This is a genomic window from Spirillospora sp. CA-128828 (assembly GCF_050945415.1).
GTDB lineage: Bacteria > Actinomycetota > Actinomycetes > Streptosporangiales > Streptosporangiaceae > Spirillospora.
This window is the reverse complement of record NZ_CP191986.1, coordinates 9,557,436-9,582,861: the sequence shown is the minus strand read 5'-3', so window position 1 is coordinate 9,582,861 and position 25,426 is coordinate 9,557,436. Positions and strand designations below refer to the sequence as shown.

Genomic DNA, 25,426 nt, shown 5'->3' with positions numbered 1-25,426 from the left:
TCAGACGACGTCCGGGCCCGGCGTCTGGACGCCGGTGGTGGCACCGCCGATGTTTCCGCCGAAGGTGTCGCGGAGGCGGATCTCCTGTTCCACCACCCCGGCGAGCCGGCGGACGCCCTCGCGGATCCGGTGCGGCTCGGGGAAGCAGTAGGAGAGGCGCATGTGCCGGTGACCGGTGCCGTCCGCGTAGAAACCGGTGCCGGGGACGTACGCGACGCGCTCGGCGATCGCGCGCGGCGCCATCGCCTTGGCGTCGAGGCCTTCGGGCAGTGTGAGCCAGACGAAGAAGCCGCCCGCGGGACGCGTCCAGGTGCAGCCGTCCGGCATCAGCTGGTCGAGGGACTCCAGCATCGCGTCGCGGCGGGCCCGGTACAGCTCCCGGAAGTCCTTGATCTGCTCTCGCCACGGCTGCGTGGCGAGGTACTCGCGGACCGCGAGCTGGGAGAAGTTCGACGGGCACAGGATCGCCGACTCGGCGGCCAGCACGAGCTTGGCCCGCACCGCATGCGGTGCCAGCACCCAGCCGACGCGGAGACCGGACGCGATCGTCTTGGAGAACGAGCCGAGGTAGATGACGCGCTCCGCGTCGTCCGCGCGCAGGGCCCGCATGGGCTCGCCGTCGAAGCCGAGCAGCCCGTACGGGTTGTCCTCGACGACCAGCACGTCGTACTCGGCGCAGATTTCGAGGATCTGGGCGCGGCGGGCGGTGGTGAGCGTGACCCCCGCGGGGTTCTGGAACGTCGGGACGGTGTAGAGGAACTTGACCGAGCGTCCCTGAGCGCGGAGCCGGGCCAGCGTCTCGCGGAGCGCGGACGGGATGAGGCCGCCCTCGTCCAGCGGTACGTGAACGACGTCGGCCTGGTAGGCGGCGAACGTGCCGAGTGCACCGACGTAGGAGGGCGCCTCGGCGAGGACCACGTCGCCCGGGTCGACGAAGATCTTGGTGATGAGGTCGAGCGCCTGCTGCGCGCCCACGGTGACGACCACGTCCTCCGCGGACGCCTGGACGCCTTCGAGGGACATGACCTCGCAGATGTGCTCGCGGAGCAGCTCGTCGCCTTGGGCGGAGCCGTACTGGAGGACCTCGGCGCCCTTGCCGGCGACGAGGTCGCCGATCATCTGGCCGACGACGTCGAGGGGCAGCGCCGAGACGTACGGCGCGCCGCCCGCGAGCGAGACGATCTCGGGACGGGCGACCATCGCGAACAGAGCCCGGATCTCCGACGGCACCATGCCGGCGGCACGGGCGGCGTAACGATCGGCATAGGCATCCGTACGCGAGTGCTGTTCCACGAGGCACCTCCGAGGTGGAAATGGCTTCCCTGCAAACTACGCCATGGCCGCCGCGCTGGAACCGTTGGGTGTGGCGAGTCGCGGGGTTGGGGAAACTCCTGTCCGATACGATGCCCGCGGGTCCCGGATGGTTGCCGGGAACTTCCGCCGCCACGGATTCCAGGCCGGCGGGCGAGGATCGCAGCAGGGGGTGCCGACCCGGTGTCGCGTCGTCTCGTCAACATCACGCTGGACAATCTCGATGATCTGCCGCATCGCTGTCGCGGCTGCGTCTTCTGGGAGCTGGACCCGGTGAGCCGGGACCGCGCCCTGGAGAGCGGCGACGCGGGCCTGGAGAAGGAGGCGTGGATCTCCTCGACGCTGCTCGAATGGGGCAGTTGCGGCAAGATCGTGTACGTCGACAACGTCCCGGCCGGGTTCGTGATGTACGCGCCGCCGCTCTATGTGCCCCGTTCCGTGGCGTTCCCGACGAGCCCGGTGAGCGCGGACGCGGTGCTGCTGATGACGGCGCACATACTCCCCGAGTTCGCGGGCGGCGGCCTCGGCCGGATGCTCGTCCAGGGTGTCGCGAAGGACCTGACACGGCGCGCGGTGAAGGCGATCGAGGCGTTCGGCGACCTGAAGGGCGAGGAGGGCGGGTGCATGGTGCCCGCCGACTACCTGCTGTCGGTCGGGTTCAAGACCGTCCGGCCGCACCACCGGTATCCGCGGCTGCGGCTGGAGCTCAAGTCGGCGCTGTCCTGGCGTGAGGACGTCGAGGTGGCCCTCGAACGGCTCCTCGGGTCAATGACCCCCGAGGGTGCGCTGCGGCCCGTCTGAAGCGTCCTGAGGCGTTCTGAACGCCGTGTGGCCCGCACTCCGGGATGGAGTGCGGGCCACACGTTTTCGCGCTCGCCGCGGGAGACTGGAGGCGGGTCTTCGTGCTCCGCAGGGGTGCGGCTCCGTCAGATGAACTCGGCGAGATCCCTCAGCAGGGCGGCCTTCGGCTTGGCGCCCATGATCTGCTTGACGACCTCGCCGCCCTGGTAGACGTTCATTGTCGGGATCTGCATGACGCCGTACTTCTGCGGCACCTGCGGGTTCTCGTCGATGTTCAGCTTCACGATCTCGATCTTGTCGCCGTGCTCCTTGGAGATCTCCTCCAGGATCGGCGCCACCATCCGGCACGGGCCGCACCATTCCGCCCAGAAGTCGACGAGGACGGGCTTGTCGCTGTCCAGGACCTCGGACGCGAAGTCGGCGTCGGTCACGGCTTTCATGCTTCTCCTTGTGTTCTCACGCGGACACCTCCCCGCGGCCGCGGGGCTGCCACCGGGGGCCGTGCGGTGGCCGGAAGGCGGTCATTGCGGGTGGTTCACGCCGTTTCGGCGGCGTCCTGGTCCTGGAGCCAGCGTTCGGCGTCGATGGCCGCGGCGCAGCCGGTGCCGGCGGCGGTGATGGCCTGACGGTAGACGTGGTCGACCACGTCGCCGCAGGCGAACACGCCGGGAATCTTGGTCCTGGTCGTGGGGGCGTCCACCAGCAGGTATCCGTCGGTGTCGGTCTCCAGCTGGCCGGCGAACAGCTCGCTGCGCGGGTCGTGGCCGATCGCGATGAACAGCCCGGTGATCTCCAGCTTCGACTCCGCGCCGGTCTTGGTGTCGCGCACCGTCACGCCGGTCACCCGGTCGTCGCCGTGGATCGCGGTGACCTCGCCGTCCCAGCGGAAGCGGATCTTGTCGTTGGCGAACGCCCGGTCCTGCATGATCTTGGAGGCACGCAGCTCGTCGCGGCGGTGGATCACCGTGACCGAGCGGGCGAACTTGGTCAGGAAGATCGCCTCCTCCATCGCGGTGTCGCCGCCGCCGACCACCGCGATGTCCTGCTCGCGGAAGAAGAACCCGTCACAGGTCGCGCACCACGACACCCCGCGCCCGGACAGCCGCTTCTCGTCCGGCAGGCCCAGCTCGCGGTAGCCCGACCCGGTCGCCACGATCACGGTGCGGGCCAGGTAGGTCTCATCCCCCACCTTGACGACCTTGGGGTCGGCGGTCAGGTCGACCTCGGTGACGTCATCGGTGATCAGCTCGGCACCGAAGCGCTCGGCCTGCTTGCGCAGGTTGTCCATCAGGTCCGGGCCCATGATCCCGTCCGGGAAGCCGGGGAAGTTCTCCACGTCGGTGGTGTTCATCAGCGCACCGCCGGCCGTCACCGAACCCTCGAACACCAGCGGCTTCAGATCGCCGCGGGCCGCGTAGACGGCGGCCGTGTAGCCCGCGGGGCCCGAGCCGATGATGATGACGTTACGGACGTCGCTCACAGTTCTTGCCTCTCCTCGTTGGCCGTCGGTGCCGCACGACCCGGCCTGCCAGTGGCGTCAACCGATCCTAGGCCCCGGGGATTCCCGGCACGCCGCGACGGGCCGTCGGCGCTGCCAGGGGCGCTCTAGGGTGAGGGCATGGCACGGATCTTGCTGCTCCATTCGATGTACGGGCTGCGGCCCGCGGTGCACCAGGCGGCCGAGCGGCTTCGTGCCGCCGGGCACGAGGTGCACGCCCCCGACCTCTACGACGGGCGTGTCGTCGACGAGGCCGAGGCCGGTATCGAGATCAAGGACGAGATCGGGCGGGACGAGCTGCTGCGCCGCGCCGTCGCCGCCGCCGCGCCTCTGATCGGGGACGGCGGGCTCGTCTACGCGGGGTTCTCACTCGGCGGCTCCATCGCCCAGAATCTCGCGTTCGCCGACCAGAAGGCGGGCGGGTTGCTGCTGATGCACGGCACGTCCGACATGGCGGAGGACGCGTCCACCGACATCCCGGTGCAGCTGCACGTCGCCGACCCGGACACCTGGGAGCCCGTCGACTGGCTGAACGCCTGGTACCTGCAGATGCGCAAGGCGGGCGCGGACGTGGAGGTCTTCCGCTACCGGGGTGCGGGCCACCTGTTCACCGACCCGGACCTGCCCGACTACGACGCCGACGCCGCCGAACGTGCCTGGACGATCGCCCTCGACTCCCTCGCGTCCCTTTAGCGGGCGCCGCCGACCCGTCACCGGGCGGGAGACATCGCCTGACCGGCGTCCAGAAGCCGGGGCCGCCGGTCAGGCATCTATGTCAAACGTTCTCTAGCCTCTTCAGGACGTGCTGCTTCTGCGCGGAACAGTCCGGGGCCACCACCCAGATGTTCCGCTTGCCGGACTCACCACTGTCCACGGCGATGACGATCGCCGGCTTCCCTTCGTACTTCGCCTGGTCGACGAGGAGAGGGATCTTGTTGCCGGTGACGCGGTTGACGCATCCCCGGAGGTCCGCGTCGGGTGACGCGGCCTTGGCCCGTAGCTCCTGGTCGTCGGCCAGGACGCGGCCGATCTGGGCGCTCAGCGTCGCGGGCCGGTAGTCGGTGTCGCTGTGCGCGACCGTGAAGGACGCCGCCGGGGCGGCGTTCGGGGCGGCACCGCTTCCCGAGGCGGCGGAACGGGAGTTGTCCTGCGCAGGCGCCGCCGCCTTGCCGTGGTCGCCGCTCGCCCCCTCCAAAGCGATCTTGCCGACGGTCGCTCCGCCGCCGACCACGACCACCGCGGCCGCGGCCGCCGAGAGAATCCGCCAATGCCGCCTTCCGCGCCGCTGTTCCATGCTCGCCACGGTGGCGGTGTGCATCGACTCGGCCGCGATGGCAGTGTCGATGCGTTCCGCCAGTTCGGCGGGCATGGACGGCACGGGTGCCTCCGCCAGGATCCGGGAGACGTCCGCAAGATCGGCGGACAGCTCACGGCATTCGGCGCAGGTATCGAGGTGCGCGTTGACGGAGGCGGCTTGGTCGTCTTCGAGCAATCCTTCGGCCAGGTCGGCCAGGACGTCGTAGTCCAGATGTGCGGGGTTCACTTGGGCATGCCACCTCCTTCCACACCTCCGACGTTTTTGCTCTCCCGGCGGTTCCGGTGGTGGACGAGAAGGGGGGCGAGCCTGGCGCGACCCCGCGCGCACCGGCTCTTGATCGTTCCGGGTGGGACCTCCATCACCTGCGCGGCGTCGTCGACGGAGTAGCCCATCATGTCGACGAGGACGAGGGCGGCCCGCTGCTCGAACGGAAGCTGCTCCAGGGCGGTGTGGACGTCGAGGGAGACGCCGTGCGCGTCGGTCGGGTCCGGCATCTTGGGCGCGACGGCGTCGAACGTCGCGTCGTCGCCCATCGGCGTCGCCGGGCGGACGGACTTGCGCCTGATGCGGTCGAGGCAGGCGTTCACCACGATGCGGTGCAGCCAGGTCGTGACGGCGGCGTCCCCGCGGAAGCGTCCGGCCGCGCGGAACGCCGAAAGGCACGCGTCCTGCAGCGCGTCCGCCGCCTCCTCCGGGTCGCCGAGCGTGCGCAGCGCGACCGCCCACATGCGGTCCCGGTGCCGGTGGACGAGTTCCGCGAAGGCGTGCGGGTCCCCTTCGGCGTGCCGGGCGAGGAGCTCCTTGTCGGGCACTTCGTCGACGCGACGCATGCTCACCGACGTCATGAGCGACCGCTTTCTCGTTCGGTACGCCCGGCCGGCGCCGGGCGCCCGCTCCCGGCTGCTGAGGTAGGCACCACGGATTCCTGGGGGCGAGGGGACAATCTGCTCACAGGCACGATACAGACATGCGCCACTCCACGTCACAGCTCATGTCGGCCCCGCTGAACGGGATCAGCCGGCCGACCCGTAGACGGTGATCTCGCCGAGCCGTCCCTTGAACGGCCCGCCGGGAAGCTGGGTGAACCACACGAGGACGTACTGGGCGGTGGCCTGCGGGTTCGCGGTGATGGTGAGCTCGCCGCCGTTGGGGGCCTGCTCGCCGACGGCCTTCAGGTCGCCTGGGGACCGTGAGTCTCCGACCTTGACCTGCAGCGTCCCGCCGTTCACCGGTGAATGGATCTTGACGTTGGCGATCTTGACGGGTTTGCCCATGTCGAGCAGGACGCCGAGCCCCTTGGAGTAGTTGCCGAAGTCGGCGCCGTGGTAGCTCTGCGTCTCCCAGTTGCCGCCCGCCCGGCCGTCGATCAGTGTGTTGAGGCCCTTGCCGATCGCCGTGTCCTGGTGGTCGGGGCGCGACTGCTGGGCGGGGTCGATGCCCTGCACGTTCAGCTTCGCCACGGACGGCGTGGACGGCGCGCTCGTCTGGCCCTTGTCGGTGGCTCCGCCGCCCTTGGAATCGTCCTTCTTGTCGGGGAACAGCGCCCAGGCGCCGAGGCCGACGATGACGGTGAGCGCCGCGGCCGCGACGCCGAGCAGGGCCCGGTTGGCCGGACGTTTCGGGGCCGCGTGCCCGTGGGCGGCCGCCGTCCGGGTCGATGTGGACGGCGGCGCGGGCGGGGCGGCATGACGCTGGGCGCGCGCCCGCGGCGGCGGGACGTGCGACGCCGCCGGCGGTTCGGGCGCGGGCGGCTGATGCGGCTGCGTGGTCGCCGAGGTCGACGGCGTGGCGGGACGGCGGGGAGCGGCCGGCCGCGGCGGCGCGGGCGAGGTGTGGCCGAGCCCGGCGAACAGCGGCAGCGGGGTGCGCGGGACGCCGCGCAGGGCCTTGGCCAGGTCGGCCGGGGTCGCCAGGGGCTCGGCCTGGCCGATGCCGAGGCAGCGGCACACGATCGCGTCGATGGCGTGCGAGATGCCGGCCTGGACCTGGCGGGGCGCGTGCGGGACGCCGTCGGCCGCCGGCGCGGCGGGCAGCTCGGAGCCGTCCTCGTCGCCGGGCCAGTGCGCGGTGAGCGCCGCGTACAGCATCCGGCCGAGGCCGCGGACGTCGTCCGCGGCGGCGTCCTCGGAGTGCCGGTCGGTGAGCACGGCGTCGGTGGCGACGCCGAGCAGCTTGACGGTGCCGCCGGTCGTCCAGACCAGGTCGCGGGGGGTGAGGCAGAGGTGCGAGAGCCCGGCGGCGTGCGCGGCGGCGATGGCCTCGGACGCCTCGTACAGCAGGGTCGCGGCGCGTCCCGGCTCCAGCGGGGCCTTGCCGAGCATGCCCTCCAGGGTCTCGCCGGCGACCCATTCGCTGACCACGTAGGCGCTCTCGCCCGAGTCGTCGGCGTCGAACACCTGGGTGACGCGGGGGTCGGTCAGCCGGCTGGCCGACCGTGCGGACGTGACGGCCTCCGCGATCCTGGGGAACTCGGGGTCGAAGGTGCGGACGGCGACCGCCCGCGCGAGGATCTCGTCGATGGCCTTCCAGAGCGACGAGCCGCCCGAGTCGCTGAAGCGCTCCTCAAGCCTGTAGCGGCCGGCGAGACGGGTGCCGGGCTCGATGACTGACGTGCTCACGGCAACGTCCTGCACAGGTGGTCAGATCCCATGTTCGTGGCGTGGCAGCTTACGCCTCCGACCCTCCTCTTTGCGTTCCCCAGGGTGTCGCCCCGCAAGCCGTAATCCCCCACATGGTAGTGGTTACTCGCACGAGTGGCCGCCTTATCGCCGCGCGTCCTTTTTTACTTTGCCCGTCGTCGTCGCCTTCACCTCGCCCGGCCCGGCAGCCGGCGCGCGAACGTGGCGATGGTCGTCTGGATCTCCTCGACCCGCATCAGCTTGGCGAACAGCAGATACAGCAGCCCGCCGCCCACGGATCCGGCGACGAGGGTGACGAGCGCGGGGAGCAGCGTGTCGGTGCCGCCCAGGGCGTCGGCGACGGTGTGCGCCGCGTAGGCGAACCCGACCAGCGGCCAGATCGCGACGAGCAGCTTCAGGTGACCGCCGACGATCCGCCGGCCGTCGATGCCGCCGAGCTTGCGGCGCAGCACCAGCCAGCAGGTGACCGTGCCGACCAGGTTGGTGATCGCGAAGCCGCCCGCGATGCCGACGACGATCCACTTGACGTCGAGGACGTTGTAGGCGGTGAACGCCATCGCGATGTTGGACGTCGTGACGACGAGGCCGACCAGCGCGGGCGTCCGGGTGTCGCCGTGGGCGTAGAAGACCCGCAGCATCAGCTGGTAGGTGGAGAACGGCACGAGCGCGATGGCGAACATCTGCATGACCCGCGCGATCACCAGCGCGTCGTCGGCGGTGGTGTTGCCGTGCGCGAACAGCACCGTGGTGATCTCCGGGCCGAGCACCAGCATCAGCGCCGCCGCCGGCATGATGATCACCGAGGAGAGGCGGAGGCCGCTGGAGAACGCCGCGCGCACGTCGGCGGTCTTGCCCTCCGCGGCGAACCGGCTCATCCGCGGCAGCAGCGCGGTGATCACCGACACCCCGACGATCGCGTAGGGGAGCTGGAAGAGCTGGTAGGCGTTGAAGTACGGGGTGTAGCCGTAGCCTTCGCCGAGCCCCTGGTGGTCGGCGATGTTCCCGGCCCGGTTCGTCAGCGCGGTGACCACGGCGAGCGCGGCCTGGGTGGCGACGACGTACAGCAGCGTCCATCCGGCCATCCGGCCGACCTCGCCGATCTCGCCGCGCTTGAAGTCCAGCCGGGGCCGCCACCGGAACCCGACCCGGCGCAGCGACGGCCACAGCGCGACCGTCTGCAGGACGATCCCGCCGGTCGTGCCGATCGACAGCAGCATGAGCTGCTGGTCGGAGATCGTGGACGGGTCGACCTTCCCGGTGGTGATCGCAAGGAACGCCCCGCCGATCGCGATCACCACGATGTTGTTCAGCACCGGCGCCCACATCGGCGCGCCGAAGCTGCCGCGGGTGTTGAGGATGGCCCCGGCGAACGCGCCGACGCCGTAGAAGAACAGCTGCGGCAGGAAGAACCGCGCGAACAGGACGGCGACCTCCCGCTGGTCGCCGGTGTAGCTGCTCGCCAGGACGTCGATGAACAGCGGCGCCAGCAATACCGAGACAGCGGTGAGGACGCCGAGGCCGATCACCGCGAGGGTGAACACCCGCTGCTCGTACTGCTCGCCCTGGGTGCGGTCGCGCTGCTTGGCCCGCACCAGCAGCGGGACGATCACGCTGGTCAGGATGCCGCCGAGCAGCAGGTCGTAGATCTGGTTGGGGATGGTGTTGGCGGTGTTGTAGGAGTTGGCGAGCAGCCCGGTGCCGAGCGCGGCGACGATGACGGCGGTGCGCAGGAAGCCGGTGATGCGGGACGCGAGGGTGCCCACGGCCATGATCGCACCCGACTTCAGGACGCCGGACGAGCCCTTCCCGCTCTCGCCGGGGGGCGTGTCCACGATCGTCGTCTCGGTGCCGGGCGCGCTTCCGCCGGGGAGAGGGATGTCAACTACCGTCTCGGCGGCGGTGCTCGCCGTCCCTGGGGGCCTCCCCCTCGGCGGCTGACCCGGGTACCCCGGCGGGGTCGCCGGGTTCTGCGGGCCCGGCTGCCGGGTCTGGGGCGGCCTGCCCTGGGGCGGGGGTCCCTGGGGCGGCGGGCCCTGAGGTGGCGGGCCCTGAGGCGGGGGCCCCTGAGGCGGGGGCCCCTGAGGCGGGGGCCCCTGAGGACGGCCCGGTCCCTGGGGGGTGCCCTGTGCCGGGTAGCCCTGCCCCGGATATCCCTGGGAACTCGGCGGCGGGTAGCCCGGGCCCTGAGAGCCCGGGGCCGGGGAGCCCGCCCCCCGGTTCTCCCGTCCCTGCCGATCCCATTCCGGTCGACCCGTCACCGGCTGCCTCCGCTTTCCGGCGGCGCCTCGCTCTGCTGGCCCGCACTCCGACGCCCACGAAGAGTACGGCAAGTCCGCCGCCCGTGATGAGCAGCGCAAGACGCCCGTACCCGGTCACGGTGACGGTGATGGTCTCGCCGTCACCGTAGGCCCGTCCGCGCGAGTCCGGGATCAGCAGCTCCGTGTGGATCTGGAAGTTGCCGTTTCCCGCCGCCTGCGCCGGGATCCACCGCTGGGCACGTTCCCCGGGCCGCAGCTCCAGCACCGCGTCCTCGGGATCCAGCGGGCTGAGCTGCAGCTTCGCGGTGTTCTCCGACCTCACGACGAGCCGTACCTTGACGGACTGGTCCCGTAACGTGTTCTCGACCAGCACCGGCAGCCGGCCCGAGCTGCCGCCCATCAGCACGCGCCCGTTCTTCGGGGGGACGACGCGGACCCTGTGCATGTCCCACTTGAGCTCGTCCTGCAGTTCCCGGCGGGCACGCTTGGCGCGAGCCTGCGACGTCCGCCACGCGACCGACTCCAGCCGCAGCACGGCGCGCTCATAGGAGATCTTGACCGGGCCGGTCATCACCGCACGGAACGCCGCCGCCTGCTTCGCGATCGACCGCGTCTGGTCGAGGTGCGCGTCGCCGAGCTCGTACTTCTCGTAGTCGTCGGAGTAGCCGTGGAACGTGCGGGCCTGCGGCTGGGCGGCCTCGATCGTGCTCAGCGGGACCTCGTGCGTCCAGTCCGCGCCCTTGGTGAAGGTCAGCAGGTTCTTGGCGAGCCCGTCGGCCGGGTTCCAGAGCCGGTCGGGGGCGACGACGAGGCTGCGCTGGACGCTCGGCGCCTCCGCCGTGATCATCGCGGTCTCGGCGAGGAAGCGCTGCTCGGTCAGCAGCGCCCCGGAGGCGGAGCCCGACCCCCCGCTGACGATCTGGTTGATCGTGTCGTCGTAGAGCAGCGTCTTCTTGCTGCCCAGGTGCGTCTGCAGCGTGGTGGTCGCGTTCGGCTGCGCCCCCGTCGCCGGTTCCTCGAACTGCGAGCTGCTCATCAGGAACGACCCGCTGTCCTTGATGGCGTACTTGGCGAGCTGGTCGAGCGTGCCGGGCCCGCCGACGCCCGACGCCGGCCAGGCGATGTGCGCGTCCGGCGGCCGGCCGAGGATCTGCGTCGCGACGCCGGTGTTCCGCGCGTCGAAGGCGACGCCGATGTCGCGGGTCGTCTTGCGCCGGACCAGGGCCGTGATGTCGGGGTCCCCGTACGGGAGGACGAAGTAGCGGTCGCCCTTGGACGCGTTCTTCAGCGCCGTCAGCCACGCGGCCGCGACCTTGCTCTTCTCCTTCTTGACGCCCTTCTTCGCCCCCGGCGCCTTGACGTAGTAGTCGCCGGACGCCATCTGCTGGACGTCGTCCAGCAGGGCCGGGTCGATCGCCCAGGTGACCGGTGTGTCGGTGGCGGCGCCCGCGTCCACCAGCCTGCTGAGCCTGCCGCCGGGCGACATCTCCTCGGTGAGCTCGTCGTCCATGAACGTCCGGTCGTTCGTGCGGTGCATCCTGTCGATCAGCGGCAGGACCCAGCCGACCGCCACCGGCTTGTAGCGCGGCTGTTTCGGAAGCAACGTCAGGAACGTCGTCAGGCCGCCGACGACCTGCTGCGCGGAGTTCAGCACCTCGACCCGCATCGGGTAGACGCCCGGCGTCCCGACCGGGGCGCGCAGGCCGAGTTGCCTGGCGCTCGTCCGGAAGCTCCAGTTCTGTTTCACGCCGGGGGCGGCCGCCTGCGCGAGCGGCTGCGGCCGGGTGACGTTGGGCAGCGTGTTCTGCTGGGCGTTGGAGATCTGGTCGAGCTGGCTCCGGCTGGTGACGGGCTGCGCGCTGTAGCGCAGCCGCACGGTGAGGCCGGGGAGTTGGCGGCCGGTGCGGTTCTTCGCCGCGCCCGAGATCTCGATCTTGGAGTTCGCGGTGCCGCTCTTGGGGGTGATCTTGGTGAGCGCCATCGCGACCTGCGCGCGTGCCCGCGCCTGGGACGGGGCCTTGGCGGGGGCCGCCAAGGCCGCGGGGGCCGCCATCGCGAAACAGGGCAGCAGTGCGGCCAGCGCCATCGCGCGCTTGACCGTCGTCACGCCGCGTCCGCTCTCACGCCGTGCACGCCCAGGGGCCGTCCGGCCCCGTGAGGACAGGCAAAGGACGGCGGGCAGAGATTTCCCGCACCACGGCCCCGATGTTAGTCCGTCGGTGTTCATGGCGTTGCCGTGCTCGGCCCTCCGGGCGGCTCCCGCGCTCGCTTCGGCGGCTCAGGTGCGCACCCGGCGCATACCGGTGGCCGGGGTGGACGGCGGGGCGGGCAGGTCGACGGGCTTCGCGTGGCAGAGGGCGTACAGGGAGGCGGCCCTGATGCCGAGCGCGGTGGACGCCTCACCGGTCGCGGTGTAGACGACGTCGTCGGCGGGGAGCCCATCCACGAGGGAATGGTCGATCAGCAGCGGCATGGAGTCCGGCAGCAGCAGCGGGCAGACCAGGCCCGCGGCGTACTCGGTGACGGCGTTGACCACGTCCGCGGGCGCCGGGCGGACGGTACGGGCGCCGACGGCGAGCCGCACCGCCTCCGCCTGCGGCGGCCGCCCCGCCGGGACGATCACCCCGGTCAGGAACCGCTGGCCGCGGCGGACGCTCTCGCAGGAGTAGACGCGCGTCACCAGGCACCGTTCCGCCGGAAGGCCGAGCGCCTTGGGCAGTTCGTCCGCGTCGGCCATCGCGACGGGCAGCCGCACGATCTCGTGCACGGTCTCCCATTCGAGCAGCGCGCGGTGGATGGCGAGAGCGTCCTTCATGTTCGGCTCCATCCCGCGGGGGTGTGTCCCCGCTCACCCCCGGACCTGGTCTTCCCGTTGTCCCCGTGCTTCGCACTCTGCGGGGAATATCCCCACATACCCGGAACGACTGGCCTAACCCATGTCATACGTCACGTAAAACCCTCGCGATGCGCCTCTGCCGCACGTGCGGCGGACCGTGGCCCTTATGGATCCCGCTACCGTTGTCGTGCGGGAGGCTCACCGGGTCGCGCATGGCGTCATCGGGGTGTCCAGAACGTAACCCGGGGATCGCGGCCTGAGAAGGGGCCCGTCCTCCTTCGGCCCCGAAAGGACTCCCGCGCGGACCCGGGGCCATCGCCAGAAAGTCCTTTGTCAGCTCTTCAATCAAGGAAATACGCTCGATGGCCGTGCCCAACCAGAACGTGACCCCAGAGCCCTCGCGGCCCACCGCGATCGCCGAGCTGCTGCGCGGGATCGCCCCCGTCGCCGACGACCTCGGCGCCCGGTTCGCGGCGGCCGGTCACGAGCTGGCGCTGGTCGGCGGGCCCGTCCGGGACGCGCTGCTGCGCCGTCCGACCAAGGACGTGGACCTGACCACCGACGCGCCGCCCCAGCGCACCCTGGAGATCATCCGCGGCTGGGCCGACGCGCACTGGACGATCGGCATCGAGTTCGGCACGATCGGCCTCCGCAAGGACGGCGTCGAGCTGGAGATCACCACCTACCGCAGCGAGTCCTACGACCCGAAGTCCCGCAAGCCGGACGTCTCCTACGGGACGTCCCTCGTCGAGGACCTGCGCCGCCGCGACTTCGCGGTCAACGCGATGGCGGCGCGGCTGCCCGGGCACGAGTTCGTCGACCCGTTCGGCGGCCTCACCGACCTGCAGCGCAAGGTCCTGCGGACGCCGGGCAGGCCCGAGGACTCCTTCAGCGACGACCCGCTCCGGATGATGCGGGCCGCCCGGTTCGCCTCGCAGCTCGGTTTCACCGTCGCGCCGGACGTCGTCCGCGCGATGAAGGACATGGCGCCCCGCATCGAGATCGTCTCCGCCGAGCGCGTCCGGGACGAGCTGTCCAAGCTGATCTGCGGCCGCCACCCCCGCGAGGGCCTGGCGCTCCTCGTCGAGACGGGGCTCGCCGCGCACGTCCTGCCCGAGCTGCCGAAGCTGCGGCTGGAGATCGACGAGCACCACCGGCACAAGGACGTCTACGAGCACTCGCTGATCGTCTTGGAGCAGGCGATCGCGCAGGAGCAGGAGGGGCCTGACCTCGTCCTGCGGCTCGCGGCGCTGCTGCACGACATCGGCAAGCCGAGGACCCGCCGGTTCGAGGCGGGCGGCCGGGTGTCGTTCCACCACCACGAGGTCGTCGGCGCGAAGATGACCCGCAAGCGGCTGACCGCGCTCCGCTACCCGAAGGACGTCATCTCGGACGTGTCCCGCCTGGTCGAGCTGCACCTGCGGTTCCACGGCTACGGCACCGGCGAGTGGACGGACTCGGCCGTCCGCCGGTACGTCCGCGACGCCGGCCCGCTGCTCACCCGCCTGCACAAGCTGACCCGCGCCGACTGCACGACCCGCAACCGGCGCAAGGCCGACCGGCTCCGCCGCACCTACGACGACCTGGAGGTGCGGATCGAGCGGCTGGCCGAGGAGGAGGAGCTCGCCGCGATCCGCCCGGAGATCGACGGCAACGAGATCCAGGAGATCCTCGGCATCACCCCCGGTCCTCTCGTCGGCCGCGCCTACCGGTTCCTCCTCGACGTCCGCCTGGACCGCGGCATCATCGGCAAGGAAGCCGCCGCCGACGCCCTCCGCACCTGGGCCGCCGCCGAGGGCATCACACCCTCCGGCGAAGCGCCCGGCCGCGAGAACACCGGCCGCCAAGAACAGAAGCCCGACGAGCCGGACGGCTCGGCCCCCACCGCCAACGCGACCGACGGCGATCCGACCGACGGCGATCCGACCGACGGCGACTCGACCGGCGATGGCGCGTGAACGGCCGCAGTGAGGTGAAGGGCCTGATGAACGCCGGTGCGGCCATGGCCGCGACCGGCGGCGACACGAACGGCAGCGGCGCGTGAACGAGCGCAGTGAGATGGCGGGCGTGGTGGATGTCGGTGCGGCCGTGGCCGCTGCCGACGGCGCAGCGACTGACGGCGACTCGACCGGTAGTGGCGCGAACGGGTGTGGTGAGGTGGCGGGGCTGGTGGATGCCGAGGCGGCCGGGGCCGTGCTCCGGGGCGAGGAGGGGGACGCGTGATTCCGTTGCAGTTGGGGCGGATGAGTCCCGGGGCGGCCGAGCGGATGCTGGAGTTCGACCGCGAGCACATCTGGCATCCGTATGCGCCGATGCCCGCGTCCTCGCCCGTTCTGCCGGTCGTGTCGGCGGACGGGGTGCGGCTGACGCTCGCCGACGGCACCGAGCTGATCGACGGGATGTCGTCGTGGTGGGCGGCCGTGCACGGCTACAACCACCCGAAGCTGAACGCGGCCGTCACGGGCCAGCTCGGCAAGATGGCGCACGTGATGTTCGGCGGGCTGACGCATCCGTCCGCGGTCGGTCTCGCCGAGCGGCTCGTGGAGATCACGCCGGAGCCGCTGACCAAGGTGTTCTTCGCCGACTCCGGGTCCGTGGCGGTCGAGGTCGCGATCAAGATGGCGCTGCAGTACTGGCGGTCGCAGGGGCGCCCCGAGCGGCACCGGCTCCTGACGATCCGGGGCGGGTACCACGGTGACACGTTCGGGGACATGGCCGTCTGCGATCCGGTGAACGGGATGCACCACCTGTTCAACGACGTCCTGGCCAGGCACGTGTTCGCGCCCCCGCCGCCGATCGGGTACTCGGCCGACCCGGACCAGGCGTTCCTGGACGAGCTGTCCCGGCTGGCGGCCGAGCACGCCGGCGAACTCGCCGGGGTCATCGCGGAACCGATCGTCCAGGGCGCCGGCGGCATGCGCTTCTACGCCCCCGAGTACCTGCGCGCCCTCCGCGACATCGCCGACGAGCACGGCCTGCTGCTGATCCTGGACGAGATCGCCACCGGGTTCGGCCGGACGGGCGAGATGTGGGGCTGCGACCACGCCGAGGTCGTTCCGGACATCATGTGCCTCGGCAAGGCCCTGACCGGCGGATACATGACCATGGCCGCCACCCTGTGCAGCGACCGCGTGGCCCATGGCATCGCGTCCGGGGAGGCGGGCGTCCTCAGGCACGGCCCGACGTACATGGCCAATCCGCTGGCCGCCGCCGTCGCGTCCGCCTCCATCGACCTGCTGCTGTCCCGCGACTGGCGGGACGAGGTGGACACCATCGAGGCGATCCTGACCAGCGAACTCCAGGACACCGCGGCCCTGCCCGGGGTGGCGGACGTCCGCGTCCTCGGCGCGATCGCGGTGGTGGAGGCGCGGGAGCCGGTGGACGTCGAGGCCGTCCAGGAGATCGCCATGGCGCACGGCGTATGGCTCCGCCCCTTCGGCACGCTGATCTACACGATGCCCCCGTATGTCTGCACGGAGGACGAGGTCCTCCACATCGCCGCCGCGCTCCACGCCATAGCCGAGTCCCTGTAGCGCCCGACGCAAGGCGTCGGCGGCCGGGGCCGATCAGCGCAGGGCGTGGGCCGGGCGCCGCACGCGGGACGCGGCGGTGCGGTAGGCGACGGCGCCCGCGGCGTAGGCGGCGATCACGGCGAGGAGGGTGAAGGCGGCGCGGCCGTCCGCGGGGAGCCAGGTGGCGGCAGCGGCGGCGGCAGCGGCGAACGTCGCGTTGAACAGCATGTCGTAGACGGCGAACACCCGCCCCCGGTAGGCGTCGTCGATCGTCTCCTGCAGTGTCGTGTCGACGCACAGCTTCACGCCCTGCGACACGACGCCGAGCAGGAACGCGCCCACCGCCCAGGGACGTTCCGCGAACGGCATCCCGAAGACGAGCAGGCTCAGCGCCGCCCCGCCGAGCTGCAACGCCACCCACGCCTGCTTGCTGATGCGCCGCACCACCGGCGGTGTGATCAGCGCGGCCGCGAAGTACCCGGCGCCGGACACGCCGAGCATGAGCGCGAACGTCCGCAGCCCCCGGTCGGGGTCGCCGGCGAAATGGTTCCGGCACAGCAGCAGCGTCATGATCAGGACGATGCCGTACAGGAACCGGTGGAACGAGATCGCGCCGAGCGCCAGCGCCGCCTGCGGGCGGCGCGCCATGTGCCGCGCCCCGTCCACCAGCCCGTTCAGGACGCCGCCGAGCGCCTCGACGATCCTCGGCGCGTCCGCCCTGGGCGCCCCGGGCGGCGCGTCCTCGGGCGGGTGCGGGCCGAGCAGCCGCTTCGGCAGCATCGTCGCGATCAGGCCCGCCAGCAGGAACAGCGCCGCCGCCGACACGAGGATCAGCGCCGTCCCGTCGTGCCCGGCGCCGAAGAGCCGCCGCAGCAGGAAGCCGGCGCCCGCACCGGCGAACGCGATGACCGTCCCGGACGTGACCGAGAACGCGTTCGCCGTGACCAGATGGTCGCGCCGCACCACGTGCGGCAGCGCCGCCGACAGCGCGGCGAGGAAGAACCGGTTGACGCCGAGGACCAGGAGCACGCCGAGGAAGAAGCCGAGGCCGTCCTGCCCCGCGGCGACGAGCGCCGCGACCAGCAGCACCAGCACGGCGCGCAGGACCGGCGTCCAGACGAGGATCTGCCGCCGCTGCCACCGGTCGATGAACACCCCGGCGAACGGACCGAGCGCCGAGTACGGCAGCAGCGTCACCGCGAACGCGGCGGCGGCCTTGGCGGCCGTCGCCTGCCGTTCGGGCGAGAAGAACACGTAACCGGCCAGCGCCACCTGGAAGACGCCGTCGGTCAGCTGCGAGGTCAGCCGCGTCCCGTAGAGCCGCCGGAAATCCCGCCCGCGCAGGATCTCCCGCAACTCGCCCGCTCGCATCCGACCAGCGTATGCGCCGCCCTGGGTCAACTGAGCCAGAGGTGGGTGTAGTCGTAGCCTGCGGTGGTCGGGAGGAACAGGGTGCCGTGCACGCGGGACGAGCGGAAGAGCGTCTGGGCGCGGTCGAGCAGCGGGACGATCGCGGCGTCCTCCATGATCTTCTGGTCGGCCTGCTGCCAGTAGCCCGCCGCGTGGCCGGCGTCGGACGCGGTGAGGGCCGCGTCGATGAGGGCGTTCACCTGCGGGTTGTCGTAGCCGCCGTAGTTGTTGCTGTTCTGCCCGTAGGTGCGGCCGTCGAAGAGCGGCTGGATGATCGAACGGCCGTTGTTGCCGTACCAGTCGGGCACCCAGCCGGGGGCGGCGATGTCCCATTCGCCCGCGCGGGCGCGTGCGGGCGTGCCGAGGGTGCCGGCGTAGAAGGAGCCTCCGGAGTCGGCGGTCAGTTCCGTCTCGACCCCGCAGGCGTCGAGGTTCTCCGCGATGGACTGGGCGAGCAGCTTGTGGACGCTGTTCGTGCGGTACGGGAACTTCAGCTTGAGGCCGGCGTGGCCCGTCTTGCCGAGCAGTTCGCGGCACTTGGCCGGATCGCCGGACTCGTCGGGCGTCGGGTAGTGGTTCAGGGCCGAGTATCCGGAGTTGCCGGGCGGGATCACCGTGTGCAGCGGCTCGGCCACCGACGGCCCGCCGACGATCTTGATGAGGGCGCTGCGGTCGACGGCGTATTCCAGCGCCTGCCGGACCGCCCGGTCGCCGAGCGCGCCCCCGTTGTTGGGGCTGCGCGCGTTGAACACCAGGTACGGGCTGTTGTTCGGGATCTCCCTGATGGCGAAGCGCGGGTCGTTCCGCAGCCGGGGAATCGCCGATGTCGGGACGGGCTGGTCCCACGCGAGGTCGGCGGTGCCCTGCTCGATCTGCTGCTGGACGGCCTCCGGCGAGTCCTGCCCGAGCGTGATCTCGATCTTCGCCACGTGCCGCTCGCGCAGCGGGTCGGCGCCGGGCTGCCAGGCCGGATTGTGGGCGAGCAGGTAGGAGATGCCCGGCCGGTAGTCGGTGATCTGGTACGGGCCGTCCGAGATCGTGTGCTGCCGGAACTCCGCGCTGTCCGGAACGTACCGGTCGTACTCCTGCGGTGCCGCGGCGGTGAACGGCAGCGACAGCAGGTTGAGGAAGTCGCTGGCCGGGCGCTTCAGCTTGAAGACGAGGGTCCTGTCGTCCTTGGCGTGAACACCCGCGATCTCGTGGGCGCGCTGGTAGGCGGCGATCGCCTTGGCGTCCTTCGCGTCGACATAGCCGAAGCCGCGGCAGAAGTCGTCCATGCCGGTGAGCGTGGAAACGAAGTAGCTCTTGCCGGCGGACGGTGCCGACGGGTTGCAGAGCCGCTCGAAGCCGCGGACGAAGTCGTGCGCCGTCACCGGGCGCGGCGGGCTCGTGTTCCACCGGACGCCCTCGCGCAGGCGCACCGTGTAGGTGCGGCGGTTCTTGCCGACGTCGCCGTTCTCGCGCGTCGGGATCCGGGCCGCCACGTCGGGCCGGACGGGGACCGTCTCCTGGAAGTCGTTGGACGCGCGCGTTCCGAACAGCGTCCGGGCGAACGTGCGGACGAGCCCGTACGCGCCGACGCTGGACACGGACGCGGGATCGAGGTGTTCGACGTCGGACGAGCCGACGACCCGCAGCGTGCCGCCCTGGCGGGAGGCGCCCGCCGCCGACGCGTCGTCACCCCCGCCGGCGCATCCGGCGAGCCCCATCACCAGGCCCGTCAGCCCTGCCGTCACCTTGATCATCTCGCGTGCCGTCACGTTCTCACCTCTGAAGACTCGGAACCTGGCGCGCAGTCACCGGCGGTGTCACAGTAGGGCCAGAGAGTGACAAAGGGCCGGTACATCACCGTTTTCTTCTACAGAAAGTAAGGACGCCCTGACAGTGGTATGTCCACTGCCAGGGCGTCCCTTGGGAACTTTGTGATCAGACTCTCAGCGAGAGCCGCGGACCGTTCCGCTCAGCGATCGACCTCGCCGCGAATGAACTTCTCCACCGCGTCGTGGGCCTGGTCGTCGTTGTACTGCTCGGGCGGCGACTTCATGAAGTAGGAGCTGGCCGACAGGATCGGGCCGCCGATGCCGCGGTCCTTGGCGATCTTGGCGGCGCGGACGGCGTCGATGATGACGCCGGCGGAGTTCGGGGAGTCCCAGACCTCCAGCTTGTACTCCAGGTTGAGCGGCGTGTCGCCGAACGACCTGCCCTCCAGCCGCACGTAGGCCCACTTGCGGTCGTCGAGCCACGGCACGTGGTCGGACGGGCCGATGTGCACGTCCGCCTTCGCCATCTCGTGCGGGATCTGCGAGGTGACCGACTGCGTCTTGGAGATCTTCTTGGACTGGAGGCGCTTGCGCTCCAGCATGTTCATGAAGTCCATGTTGCCGCCGAAGTTGAGCTGGTAGGTGCGCAGCAGCTCAACGCCGCGGTCCTCGAACAGGCGGGCCATGACGCGGTGCGTGATGGTGGCGCCGACCTGCGACTTGATGTCGTCGCCGACGATCGGGACGCCCGCGTCGGTGAACTTCTGCGCCCACTCGGGGTCGCTCGCGATGAACACCGGCAGCGCGTTCACGAACGCGACCTTGGCGTCGATGGCGCACTGGGCGTAGAAGCGGTCGGCCTCCTCCGAGCCCACCGGCAGGTACGACACCAGGACGTCCACCTGGGCGTCCTTCAGCGCCTGCACGACGTCGACCGGCTTGGCGTCGGACTCCTCGACCATGTCCAGGTAGTACTCGCCGAGCCCGTCGAAGGTGTGCCCGCGCTGGACGGTCACGCCGGTCGGCGGCACGTCGGCGAACTTGATGGTGTTGTTCTCGCTGGCGTGGATGGCCTCGGACAGGTCCATCCCGACCTTCTTGGCGTCCACGTCGAACGCCGCCACGAACTCCACGTCGCCCACGTGGTAGTCGCCGAACTGGACGTGCATCAGGCCGGGGACTCGCGTGTCGGGGGCCGCGTCCTTGTAGAACTCGACACCCTGGACGAGTGAAGAGGCGCAGTTGCCCACACCCACGATGGCTACGCGCACCGAACCCATCCGGTTGCTCCTTCTCTCTTGCGGAACATGTGGTGTGTTTCACCCGTCCTCGAAGGCACCGGGCCGCTCAGCGGCCCTCGTCCCGAGGCATGTCCTGATCAATTCGCTTATCTGACAGTGCTTGCTGCGCTTGCTGTTCCTGCTCGGCCCGCTCGCGCCCGATCAGCTCGTTGAGCCACCGGACCTCGCGTTCGACGGACTCCAGCCCGTGGTTCTGCAGCTCCAGGGTGTAGGAGTCGACCCGCTCGCGGGTTCGCGCCAGGGCGGCGCGGACGCTCTCCAGGCGCTCCTCCAGCCGGCTGCGCCGGCCTTCGAGGATCCGCAGCCGGACGTCGGCGCGGGTGTGGGAGAAGAAGGCGAAGTGCACGCCGAACCCCTCGTCCTCCCACGACGCCGGACCGGCCTCGGTCAGAAGCTGCTGGAGGCGCTCCTTGCCGTCGGCGGTGAGCTTGTAAACGATCTTCGACCGGCGGCTCTGCAGCGCCAGGGGGGCGTTCGGCTCCTCCGGACGGTCCTCCATGATCAGCCCATTGGCCAGGAGCTGCTTGAGGCACGGGTAGAGCGAGCCGTACGAGAACGCGCGGAACATGCCCAGCAGGGCGTTGAGCCGCTTGCGCAGCTCGTAGCCGTGCATCGGGGACTCGTGCAGCAGTCCGAGCACGGCGAGCTCCAGCACGCCCGCGCCCTTCTTGGCCGCCATCCCGATCCCTCTCCCGCGGAGCCGATGTCTCGAACCGATGTATCGAGTGAATGTATCGACTCGATACATCGACAAGATACGTAGCTCAGGCCGTCCTTGGCAAGTGGCGATCTACCTGGGGCTACCTGAGGCGCGTCCGCGCGGGTCCGCGCGGCATATCGCAAATGCGGAGAATTCAGGGTGTATGTGGCGGAAGTGTGTCAAAGTTGCGCATGGAACCACCTGGCCACGCCGGACGTTCTCGGCCACGGGGAGCAGACCCCGAGCGGTAGCCGAGCAGGGAGGATCCGCCGATCTTCGGGGGCGTTGACGGGCCGGGGCGTTCTTCGCCGTGCAATGCGTTCCCCCCGCTCACCAGCCCGCACAGTACTCTTCGGACGGCGCACGAGCCGCAACAAGGCCGGGGGACCGCCCCCTGGCCCTCGGCAACACCCGTTGTCCCCTGTTGATGAGGTCGCGTGAGTAATCCAAGCCAGCCCCGACCGGAATCCGGGTCGCAGAGGCCGGGCGGGCAGCAGAATCCCCGTCCCGGCGACTCCGGCGATTCCGGCCTTCCGGGTGCCCAGGGCGAGTCCGCCGGGACGAGCCCGGGGAGCGTATCCGGCACCCCGCAGAACCCCGGCCCGCCGGGGACTCCCGCGGACGGCCCCGGCTTCATGGGCGGTCCCTCGGCCCCCGCCCCCGGCGGTGTGCCGGGTTCTCCCAGCGAGGCCACACCGATCACGCCGACGCCCGCGATCCAGTCGCCTCGGTCATCGGGCCGCCACGCCGCGCCGCCGGCCCAGTCACCACCGGCTCAGTCACCACCGGCCCAGTCACCACCGGGCGCCCCGGCCCCGTCCGGCGGCCCGCTCGGCCAGGACGCGCCGTCCGGCCCGAGCGCACCGGGCGGTCCCGGTGCCCCCGCCGGCCCTGCTGCGCCAGGTGGCCCTGCCGCGCCCGCCGGCCCTGCCTCGCCTGGTGGCTCTCATGCGCTTGGTGCCTCCGGCACGCCCGCCGGACCTGGCGTGGCCGGTCCGGGGATGAGCGGTGGCCCGGCTCCGGCCGGACCGGGAATGCCAGGTGCGTCCAACACGCCCGGTGGACTCGTGCCGTCGAGCGGGCCGGGCGCCGGCGGCATGCCCGCGGGCCCGTCCGGGCCCGCCCTGCCCGTCCCGCGCGGTGGCGCGTCGGGTGGCTCTGGGATACCGGGCACTCCCGGTGGGCCCGGTGCGATGGCCGGGCCTGGTCCGGCAGGCGGGCCCGGGGCATTCGGCGGGCCCGGTGCCCCCGGGGGACCGGGAGCGCCTGGTGGGTTCGGCATGGGTGGAGTACCTGGCGGGCCCGGGGTGGTCGGCGGGCCTCCTGCCTTGAACGCGCCCGGAGCCGCCGGCCCGGCAGGGTTCGGCGCGGCCGGCGCGGCACCGAAACCGGGCGTGCGCGACAAGCTCGGCGAGTTCGGGAAGATGGGACAGGACCTCGGCTCGAAGGTGACCGCGAAGTTCCGCAGCAAGGGAACGCGCGCGGCAAACGGGTCCGTGGGAGCCGGCGGTCCTGCCGGTCCCGGCGGCCCTGGAGGCCCGGGCGGCCCCGGTGGCCCCGGCGGGCCGAATCGGCCGGGCGGGCCCGGACGGCCGGTGCCGCCGCAGAAGAAGGGCTTCTTCGGCCATCTGCGGTCCAGGAACACGGGCTGGCGGCGGTTCATCCCGTCCTGGAAGTTCGTGGCCGGAGTCTCCCTGCTCGGCTTCGCGGCGTTCATCACGCTGATCTGGGTCGCGTACGCGAACACGCCGACGCCCGCCGAGCCGACCGTCGCGGGCGTCGAGGACCAGGCGTCGATCTTCTACTACACCGACGGCACGGAGATCGGCCGGATCGGCAAGAAGCGGCAGAGCGTCGAGCTGAACAAGGTCCCGCCGCACGTCCAGAACGCGGTGCTCGCGGCGGAGAACCGCAGCTTCCGCACGGACCCCGGGTTCTCGGTCAAGGGCACGACGCGGGCGGTGTGGGACAACCTGACCGGCGGGTCGGGCGGTGGCTCCACGATCACCCAGCAGCTCGCGAAGAACTACTACTCCGACCCGAACAACCGGACGGTCAGCCGGAAGTTCCAGGAGCTGTTCATCTCGCTGAAGCTGGAGGACGAGCACTCCAAGAACGAGATCCTCAAGCTCTACCTGAACACGATCTACTTCGGCCGCGACACCTACGGCATCCAGGCGGCGTCCCGCGAGTACTTCGGGACGGACGTGTGGAACCTCAAGCCGGACCAGGCCGCGCTCCTCGGCGGCCTCATCCAGAACCCGAACCGCGACCCGGCGGACAAGGCGAACAAGGACTGGGTGACCGCGAGGTACCAGTACACGCTCAAGGGCATGGTCTCGATGGGCAAGCTGAGCCAGGCCGAGGCCGACAAGTACATGCAGCGGCTTCCCAAGATGCGGAAGGCGGGCACGAGCGACCAGCTCTACGGCGGCCAGCGCGGCTACATGCTGATGCGCGCCAAGGAGGAGCTCCGCCGGCTGAAGATCGACAACAAGGAGCTGACCACCAAGGGCCTGCGGGTCTACACGACGTTCGACCGCAAGAAGATGGCGATGGCCAGGCAGGCGGCCGAGCACACCGTCCCGCAGGTGAACCCGAAGAAGCTCGCGAAGAAGAAGATCCGTGTCGGCCTCGTGTCGGTGAACTCCGCGAACGGCGAGGTCGTCGCGTTCTACGGCGGTCCGAACTACCTGGACCAGTCCTTCGACAACGTGTGGCAGGGCTCGGCGCAGGCCGGGTCGGCGATGAAGCCGTACGTCCTTGCGACGGCGCTGAAGCAGAACTACAGCCTGAAGAGCCTCGTCGAGGGACGGTCGAAGATCCCGATCGACCCGCAGGGCAACGTCGTGTCGAAGGACGACCCCAACGCGGTGATGGTTCCGAACAGCCATAACGTGGGCCCGGCGATCAACCTGATTACGGCGACCAAGGATTCGGTGAACACCGCGTTCATCCAACTGATGGGCAAGGTCGGCATCGAAGAGGCGATCAAGACCGAGACGGACGCCGGCATCGCGTCCGACCTGCTGACGCCGCACAAGTGCTGCCTCAACCTCGCGCTGGGCGTCAACAACATCCGTCCGATCGAGCAGGCGGCGGGCTACTCGGTGTTCGCCAACGGAGGCGTGTACCACCAGCCGCACGTCATCCGCACGGTCAAGGAGTCCGACAACAAGACGGTGCGGCTGAAGCCGAACTACGAGAAGCACCGCGTGTTCAGCCCGAAGGTCGCGGCGGACGCCACGTACGCGATGCAGCAGGTCATCAAGAGCGGCACCGCGACGGCGGCGGCGCTGCCGGACGGTCGCCAGGCCGCGGGCAAGACCGGTACGACCGACCGGAACGTCTCGTCGTGGTTCATCGGTTACGTCCCGCAGATGTCGACCGCGGTGACGATCTACAACGACGCGGTGGGGCCGGACGGGAAGAAGAAGTCGGTGATCCTCCCGGGGATCGGCGAGGTGGAGGGCGGCACGATCCCCGCCCGCATCTGGCGGTCCTACATGGCGGAGGCCGTGCAGGGCATGGATGCCCAGGCGTTCCCGCCGCCCGCGTGGGGCGGAATCGTACAGAAGTGGGCCAAGCCGCCGGAGAAGAAGAAAAAGGACGGCAAGCCGCCGTGGTGCAACTCTCCGATCGGCAAGTTCGACCCGCGCTGCCAGGACGACGGCGGGAAGCCGGGCAAGCTGCCGCCGTGCCAGTCGCCGTTCCAGAACACCAACTGCGACCCGAACAAGCCGCCGAGCAACCCGCCGCCGCGCTGGTGGTGCCAGATCCACCAAGGTGACAGGGCCTGCCGGGACGGGCGGGGCGGCCGCCCCAACACCCAGAGCCTCAGCCCTCTGCTGCCGTTGACAAGGCCGCCGGAATGAACCGGCGGACCCTCGCGAACCGAACCGTCCTGTAGAGATCGGTGGTGTGACATGAAGCATCCTCGCGAATTGCCGCACGCCAGCGGCCATGACCGTGTGCGTCCGTCCGTCCCGAGGAAGGCGAGCCTCGCCTCATCGACCCCCGCGGCGCCGGGGAAACAGTACGCTCGGACGACGCACAGCCGTACCCCAGTTGATGAGGCCGCG

General features: G+C 70.8%; 19 protein-coding genes and 1 pseudogene. 7 read left to right on the top strand and 13 right to left on the bottom strand.

What is annotated here, in order from left to right; all coding sequences use genetic code 11:
* A complete protein-coding gene (locus ACQPXG_RS46130) occupies nucleotides 1-1,233 on the bottom strand; it encodes a PLP-dependent aminotransferase family protein (protein WP_433470174.1) in 1,233 nt (410 codons plus the stop codon).
* Between the two features lie 261 nt (nucleotides 1,234-1,494).
* Here ACQPXG_RS46130 and ACQPXG_RS46125 point away from each other — a divergent pair, with 261 nt between their 5' ends.
* Nucleotides 1,495-2,112, top strand: a complete 618-nt coding sequence (locus ACQPXG_RS46125) for a GNAT family N-acetyltransferase (protein WP_433465472.1) — start codon at nucleotides 1,495-1,497, stop codon at nucleotides 2,110-2,112.
* A 125-nt stretch (nucleotides 2,113-2,237) separates the two neighbouring features.
* Here ACQPXG_RS46125 and trxA read toward each other — a convergent pair whose 3' ends face one another.
* Both trxA and trxB read right to left on the bottom strand, forming a co-directional pair.
* Nucleotides 2,238-2,552: a thioredoxin gene (trxA, locus tag ACQPXG_RS46120; protein WP_433465471.1), complete on the bottom strand. Its 315-nt coding sequence runs from the start codon at nucleotides 2,550-2,552 to the stop codon at nucleotides 2,238-2,240.
* Nucleotides 2,553-2,647: 95 nt separating this feature from the next.
* Entirely contained in the window at nucleotides 2,648-3,592 is a 945-nt protein-coding gene (trxB, locus tag ACQPXG_RS46115) for a thioredoxin-disulfide reductase (protein ID WP_433465470.1), read from the bottom strand.
* A 138-nt stretch (nucleotides 3,593-3,730) separates the two neighbouring features.
* Here trxB and ACQPXG_RS46110 point away from each other — a divergent pair, with 138 nt between their 5' ends.
* Nucleotides 3,731-4,303 (top strand): dienelactone hydrolase family protein, encoded by a 573-nt coding sequence (locus tag ACQPXG_RS46110; protein WP_433465469.1) that lies wholly within the window; start codon nucleotides 3,731-3,733, stop codon nucleotides 4,301-4,303.
* 82 nt (nucleotides 4,304-4,385) lie between these two features.
* On the opposite strand, the gene ACQPXG_RS46105 is transcribed toward ACQPXG_RS46110, so the two are convergent.
* The 6 genes from ACQPXG_RS46105 to ACQPXG_RS46080 form a co-directional block, all read right to left on the bottom strand.
* Nucleotides 4,386-5,153 carry an anti-sigma factor family protein gene (locus ACQPXG_RS46105; protein ID WP_433465468.1) on the bottom strand — a complete coding sequence of 256 codons (768 nt, stop codon included), beginning with the start codon at nucleotides 5,151-5,153 and terminating at the stop codon, nucleotides 4,386-4,388.
* The gene (sigM, locus tag ACQPXG_RS46100; RefSeq protein ID WP_433465467.1) at nucleotides 5,150-5,773 is read right to left on the bottom strand and encodes an RNA polymerase sigma factor SigM; all 624 of its coding nucleotides are present in this window, start codon (nucleotides 5,771-5,773) and stop codon (nucleotides 5,150-5,152) included. Before sigM ends, ACQPXG_RS46105 begins: the two co-directional genes overlap by 4 nt.
* Before the next feature lie 168 nt (nucleotides 5,774-5,941).
* Nucleotides 5,942-7,546 (bottom strand): protein kinase family protein, encoded by a 1,605-nt coding sequence (locus ACQPXG_RS46095; protein ID WP_433465466.1) that lies wholly within the window; start codon nucleotides 7,544-7,546, stop codon nucleotides 5,942-5,944.
* 188 nt (nucleotides 7,547-7,734) lie between these two features.
* Nucleotides 7,735-9,399, bottom strand: a complete 1,665-nt coding sequence (gene murJ / locus ACQPXG_RS46090) for a murein biosynthesis integral membrane protein MurJ (RefSeq protein WP_433465465.1) — start codon at nucleotides 9,397-9,399, stop codon at nucleotides 7,735-7,737.
* Nucleotides 9,400-9,445: 46 nt separating this feature from the next.
* On the bottom strand, nucleotides 9,446-11,932 hold the full coding sequence (locus tag ACQPXG_RS46085) for a DUF6049 family protein (protein WP_433465464.1): 2,487 nt from the start codon (nucleotides 11,930-11,932) through the stop codon (nucleotides 9,446-9,448).
* A 171-nt stretch (nucleotides 11,933-12,103) separates the two neighbouring features.
* Nucleotides 12,104-12,640 (bottom strand): aminoacyl-tRNA deacylase, encoded by a 537-nt coding sequence (locus ACQPXG_RS46080; RefSeq protein WP_433465463.1) that lies wholly within the window; start codon nucleotides 12,638-12,640, stop codon nucleotides 12,104-12,106.
* Between the two features lie 383 nt (nucleotides 12,641-13,023).
* Here ACQPXG_RS46080 and ACQPXG_RS46075 point away from each other — a divergent pair, with 383 nt between their 5' ends.
* The 3 genes from ACQPXG_RS46075 (at nucleotide 13,024) to ACQPXG_RS46065 (ending at nucleotide 16,194) form a co-directional block, all read left to right on the top strand.
* A complete protein-coding gene (locus ACQPXG_RS46075) occupies nucleotides 13,024-14,619 on the top strand; it encodes a CCA tRNA nucleotidyltransferase (RefSeq protein WP_433465462.1) in 1,596 nt (531 codons plus the stop codon).
* Nucleotides 14,620-14,701: 82 nt separating this feature from the next.
* Nucleotides 14,702-14,884 (top strand): hypothetical protein, encoded by a 183-nt coding sequence (locus ACQPXG_RS46070; protein ID WP_433465461.1) that lies wholly within the window; start codon nucleotides 14,702-14,704, stop codon nucleotides 14,882-14,884.
* A complete protein-coding gene (locus tag ACQPXG_RS46065) occupies nucleotides 14,881-16,194 on the top strand; it encodes an adenosylmethionine--8-amino-7-oxononanoate transaminase (RefSeq protein ID WP_433465460.1) in 1,314 nt (437 codons plus the stop codon). Before ACQPXG_RS46070 ends, ACQPXG_RS46065 begins: the two co-directional genes overlap by 4 nt.
* 33 nt (nucleotides 16,195-16,227) lie before the next feature.
* On the opposite strand, the gene ACQPXG_RS46060 is transcribed toward ACQPXG_RS46065, so the two are convergent.
* The 4 genes from ACQPXG_RS46060 to ACQPXG_RS46045 form a co-directional block, all read right to left on the bottom strand.
* Entirely contained in the window at nucleotides 16,228-17,544 is a 1,317-nt protein-coding gene (locus ACQPXG_RS46060) for an MFS transporter (protein WP_433465459.1), read from the bottom strand.
* A gap of 26 nt (nucleotides 17,545-17,570) precedes the next feature.
* Entirely contained in the window at nucleotides 17,571-19,343 is a 1,773-nt protein-coding gene (locus tag ACQPXG_RS46055) for an ABC transporter substrate-binding protein (RefSeq protein WP_433465458.1), read from the bottom strand.
* Between the two features lie 200 nt (nucleotides 19,344-19,543).
* The gene (locus tag ACQPXG_RS46050; protein WP_433465457.1) at nucleotides 19,544-20,623 is read right to left on the bottom strand and encodes an inositol-3-phosphate synthase; all 1,080 of its coding nucleotides are present in this window, start codon (nucleotides 20,621-20,623) and stop codon (nucleotides 19,544-19,546) included.
* Nucleotides 20,624-20,690: 67 nt separating this feature from the next.
* Entirely contained in the window at nucleotides 20,691-21,323 is a 633-nt protein-coding gene (locus ACQPXG_RS46045; protein WP_433465456.1) for a helix-turn-helix transcriptional regulator, read from the bottom strand.
* Nucleotides 21,324-21,497: 174 nt separating this feature from the next.
* On the opposite strand from ACQPXG_RS46045, the pseudogene ACQPXG_RS46040 reads away from it, so the two are divergent.
* Together ACQPXG_RS46040 and ACQPXG_RS46035 are read left to right on the top strand one after the other, a co-directional pair.
* Nucleotides 21,498-21,785: pseudogene (locus tag ACQPXG_RS46040) on the top strand (hypothetical protein); the annotation flags it as partial.
* An 839-nt stretch (nucleotides 21,786-22,624) separates the two neighbouring features.
* On the top strand, nucleotides 22,625-25,219 hold the full coding sequence (locus tag ACQPXG_RS46035; protein WP_433465455.1) for a transglycosylase domain-containing protein: 2,595 nt from the start codon (nucleotides 22,625-22,627) through the stop codon (nucleotides 25,217-25,219).
* Nucleotides 25,220-25,426 lie beyond the last annotated feature (207 nt).

Excerpts from the sequence above, each read along its gene's own strand:
- ACQPXG_RS46080 (WP_433465463.1), bottom strand. The coding sequence starts at position 12,640 with ATGAAGGACGCTCTCGCCATCCACCGCGCGCTGCTCGAATGGGAGACC.
- ACQPXG_RS46130 (WP_433470174.1), bottom strand. The coding sequence starts at position 1,233 with ATGGTGCCGTCGGAGATCCGGGCTCTGTTCGCGATGGTCGCCCGTCCC.
- ACQPXG_RS46045 (WP_433465456.1), bottom strand. The coding sequence starts at position 21,323 with ATGGCGGCCAAGAAGGGCGCGGGCGTGCTGGAGCTCGCCGTGCTCGGA.
- trxA (WP_433465471.1), bottom strand. The coding sequence starts at position 2,552 with ATGAAAGCCGTGACCGACGCCGACTTCGCGTCCGAGGTCCTGGACAGC.
- ACQPXG_RS46110 (WP_433465469.1), top strand. The coding sequence starts at position 3,731 with ATGGCACGGATCTTGCTGCTCCATTCGATGTACGGGCTGCGGCCCGCG.
- ACQPXG_RS46075 (WP_433465462.1), top strand. The coding sequence starts at position 13,024 with ATGGCCGTGCCCAACCAGAACGTGACCCCAGAGCCCTCGCGGCCCACC.
- ACQPXG_RS46035 (WP_433465455.1), top strand. The coding sequence starts at position 22,625 with ATGGGTGGAGTACCTGGCGGGCCCGGGGTGGTCGGCGGGCCTCCTGCC.
- ACQPXG_RS46050 (WP_433465457.1), bottom strand. The coding sequence starts at position 20,623 with ATGGGTTCGGTGCGCGTAGCCATCGTGGGTGTGGGCAACTGCGCCTCT.
- ACQPXG_RS46060 (WP_433465459.1), bottom strand. The coding sequence starts at position 17,544 with ATGCGAGCGGGCGAGTTGCGGGAGATCCTGCGCGGGCGGGATTTCCGG.
- sigM (WP_433465467.1), bottom strand. The coding sequence starts at position 5,773 with ATGACGTCGGTGAGCATGCGTCGCGTCGACGAAGTGCCCGACAAGGAG.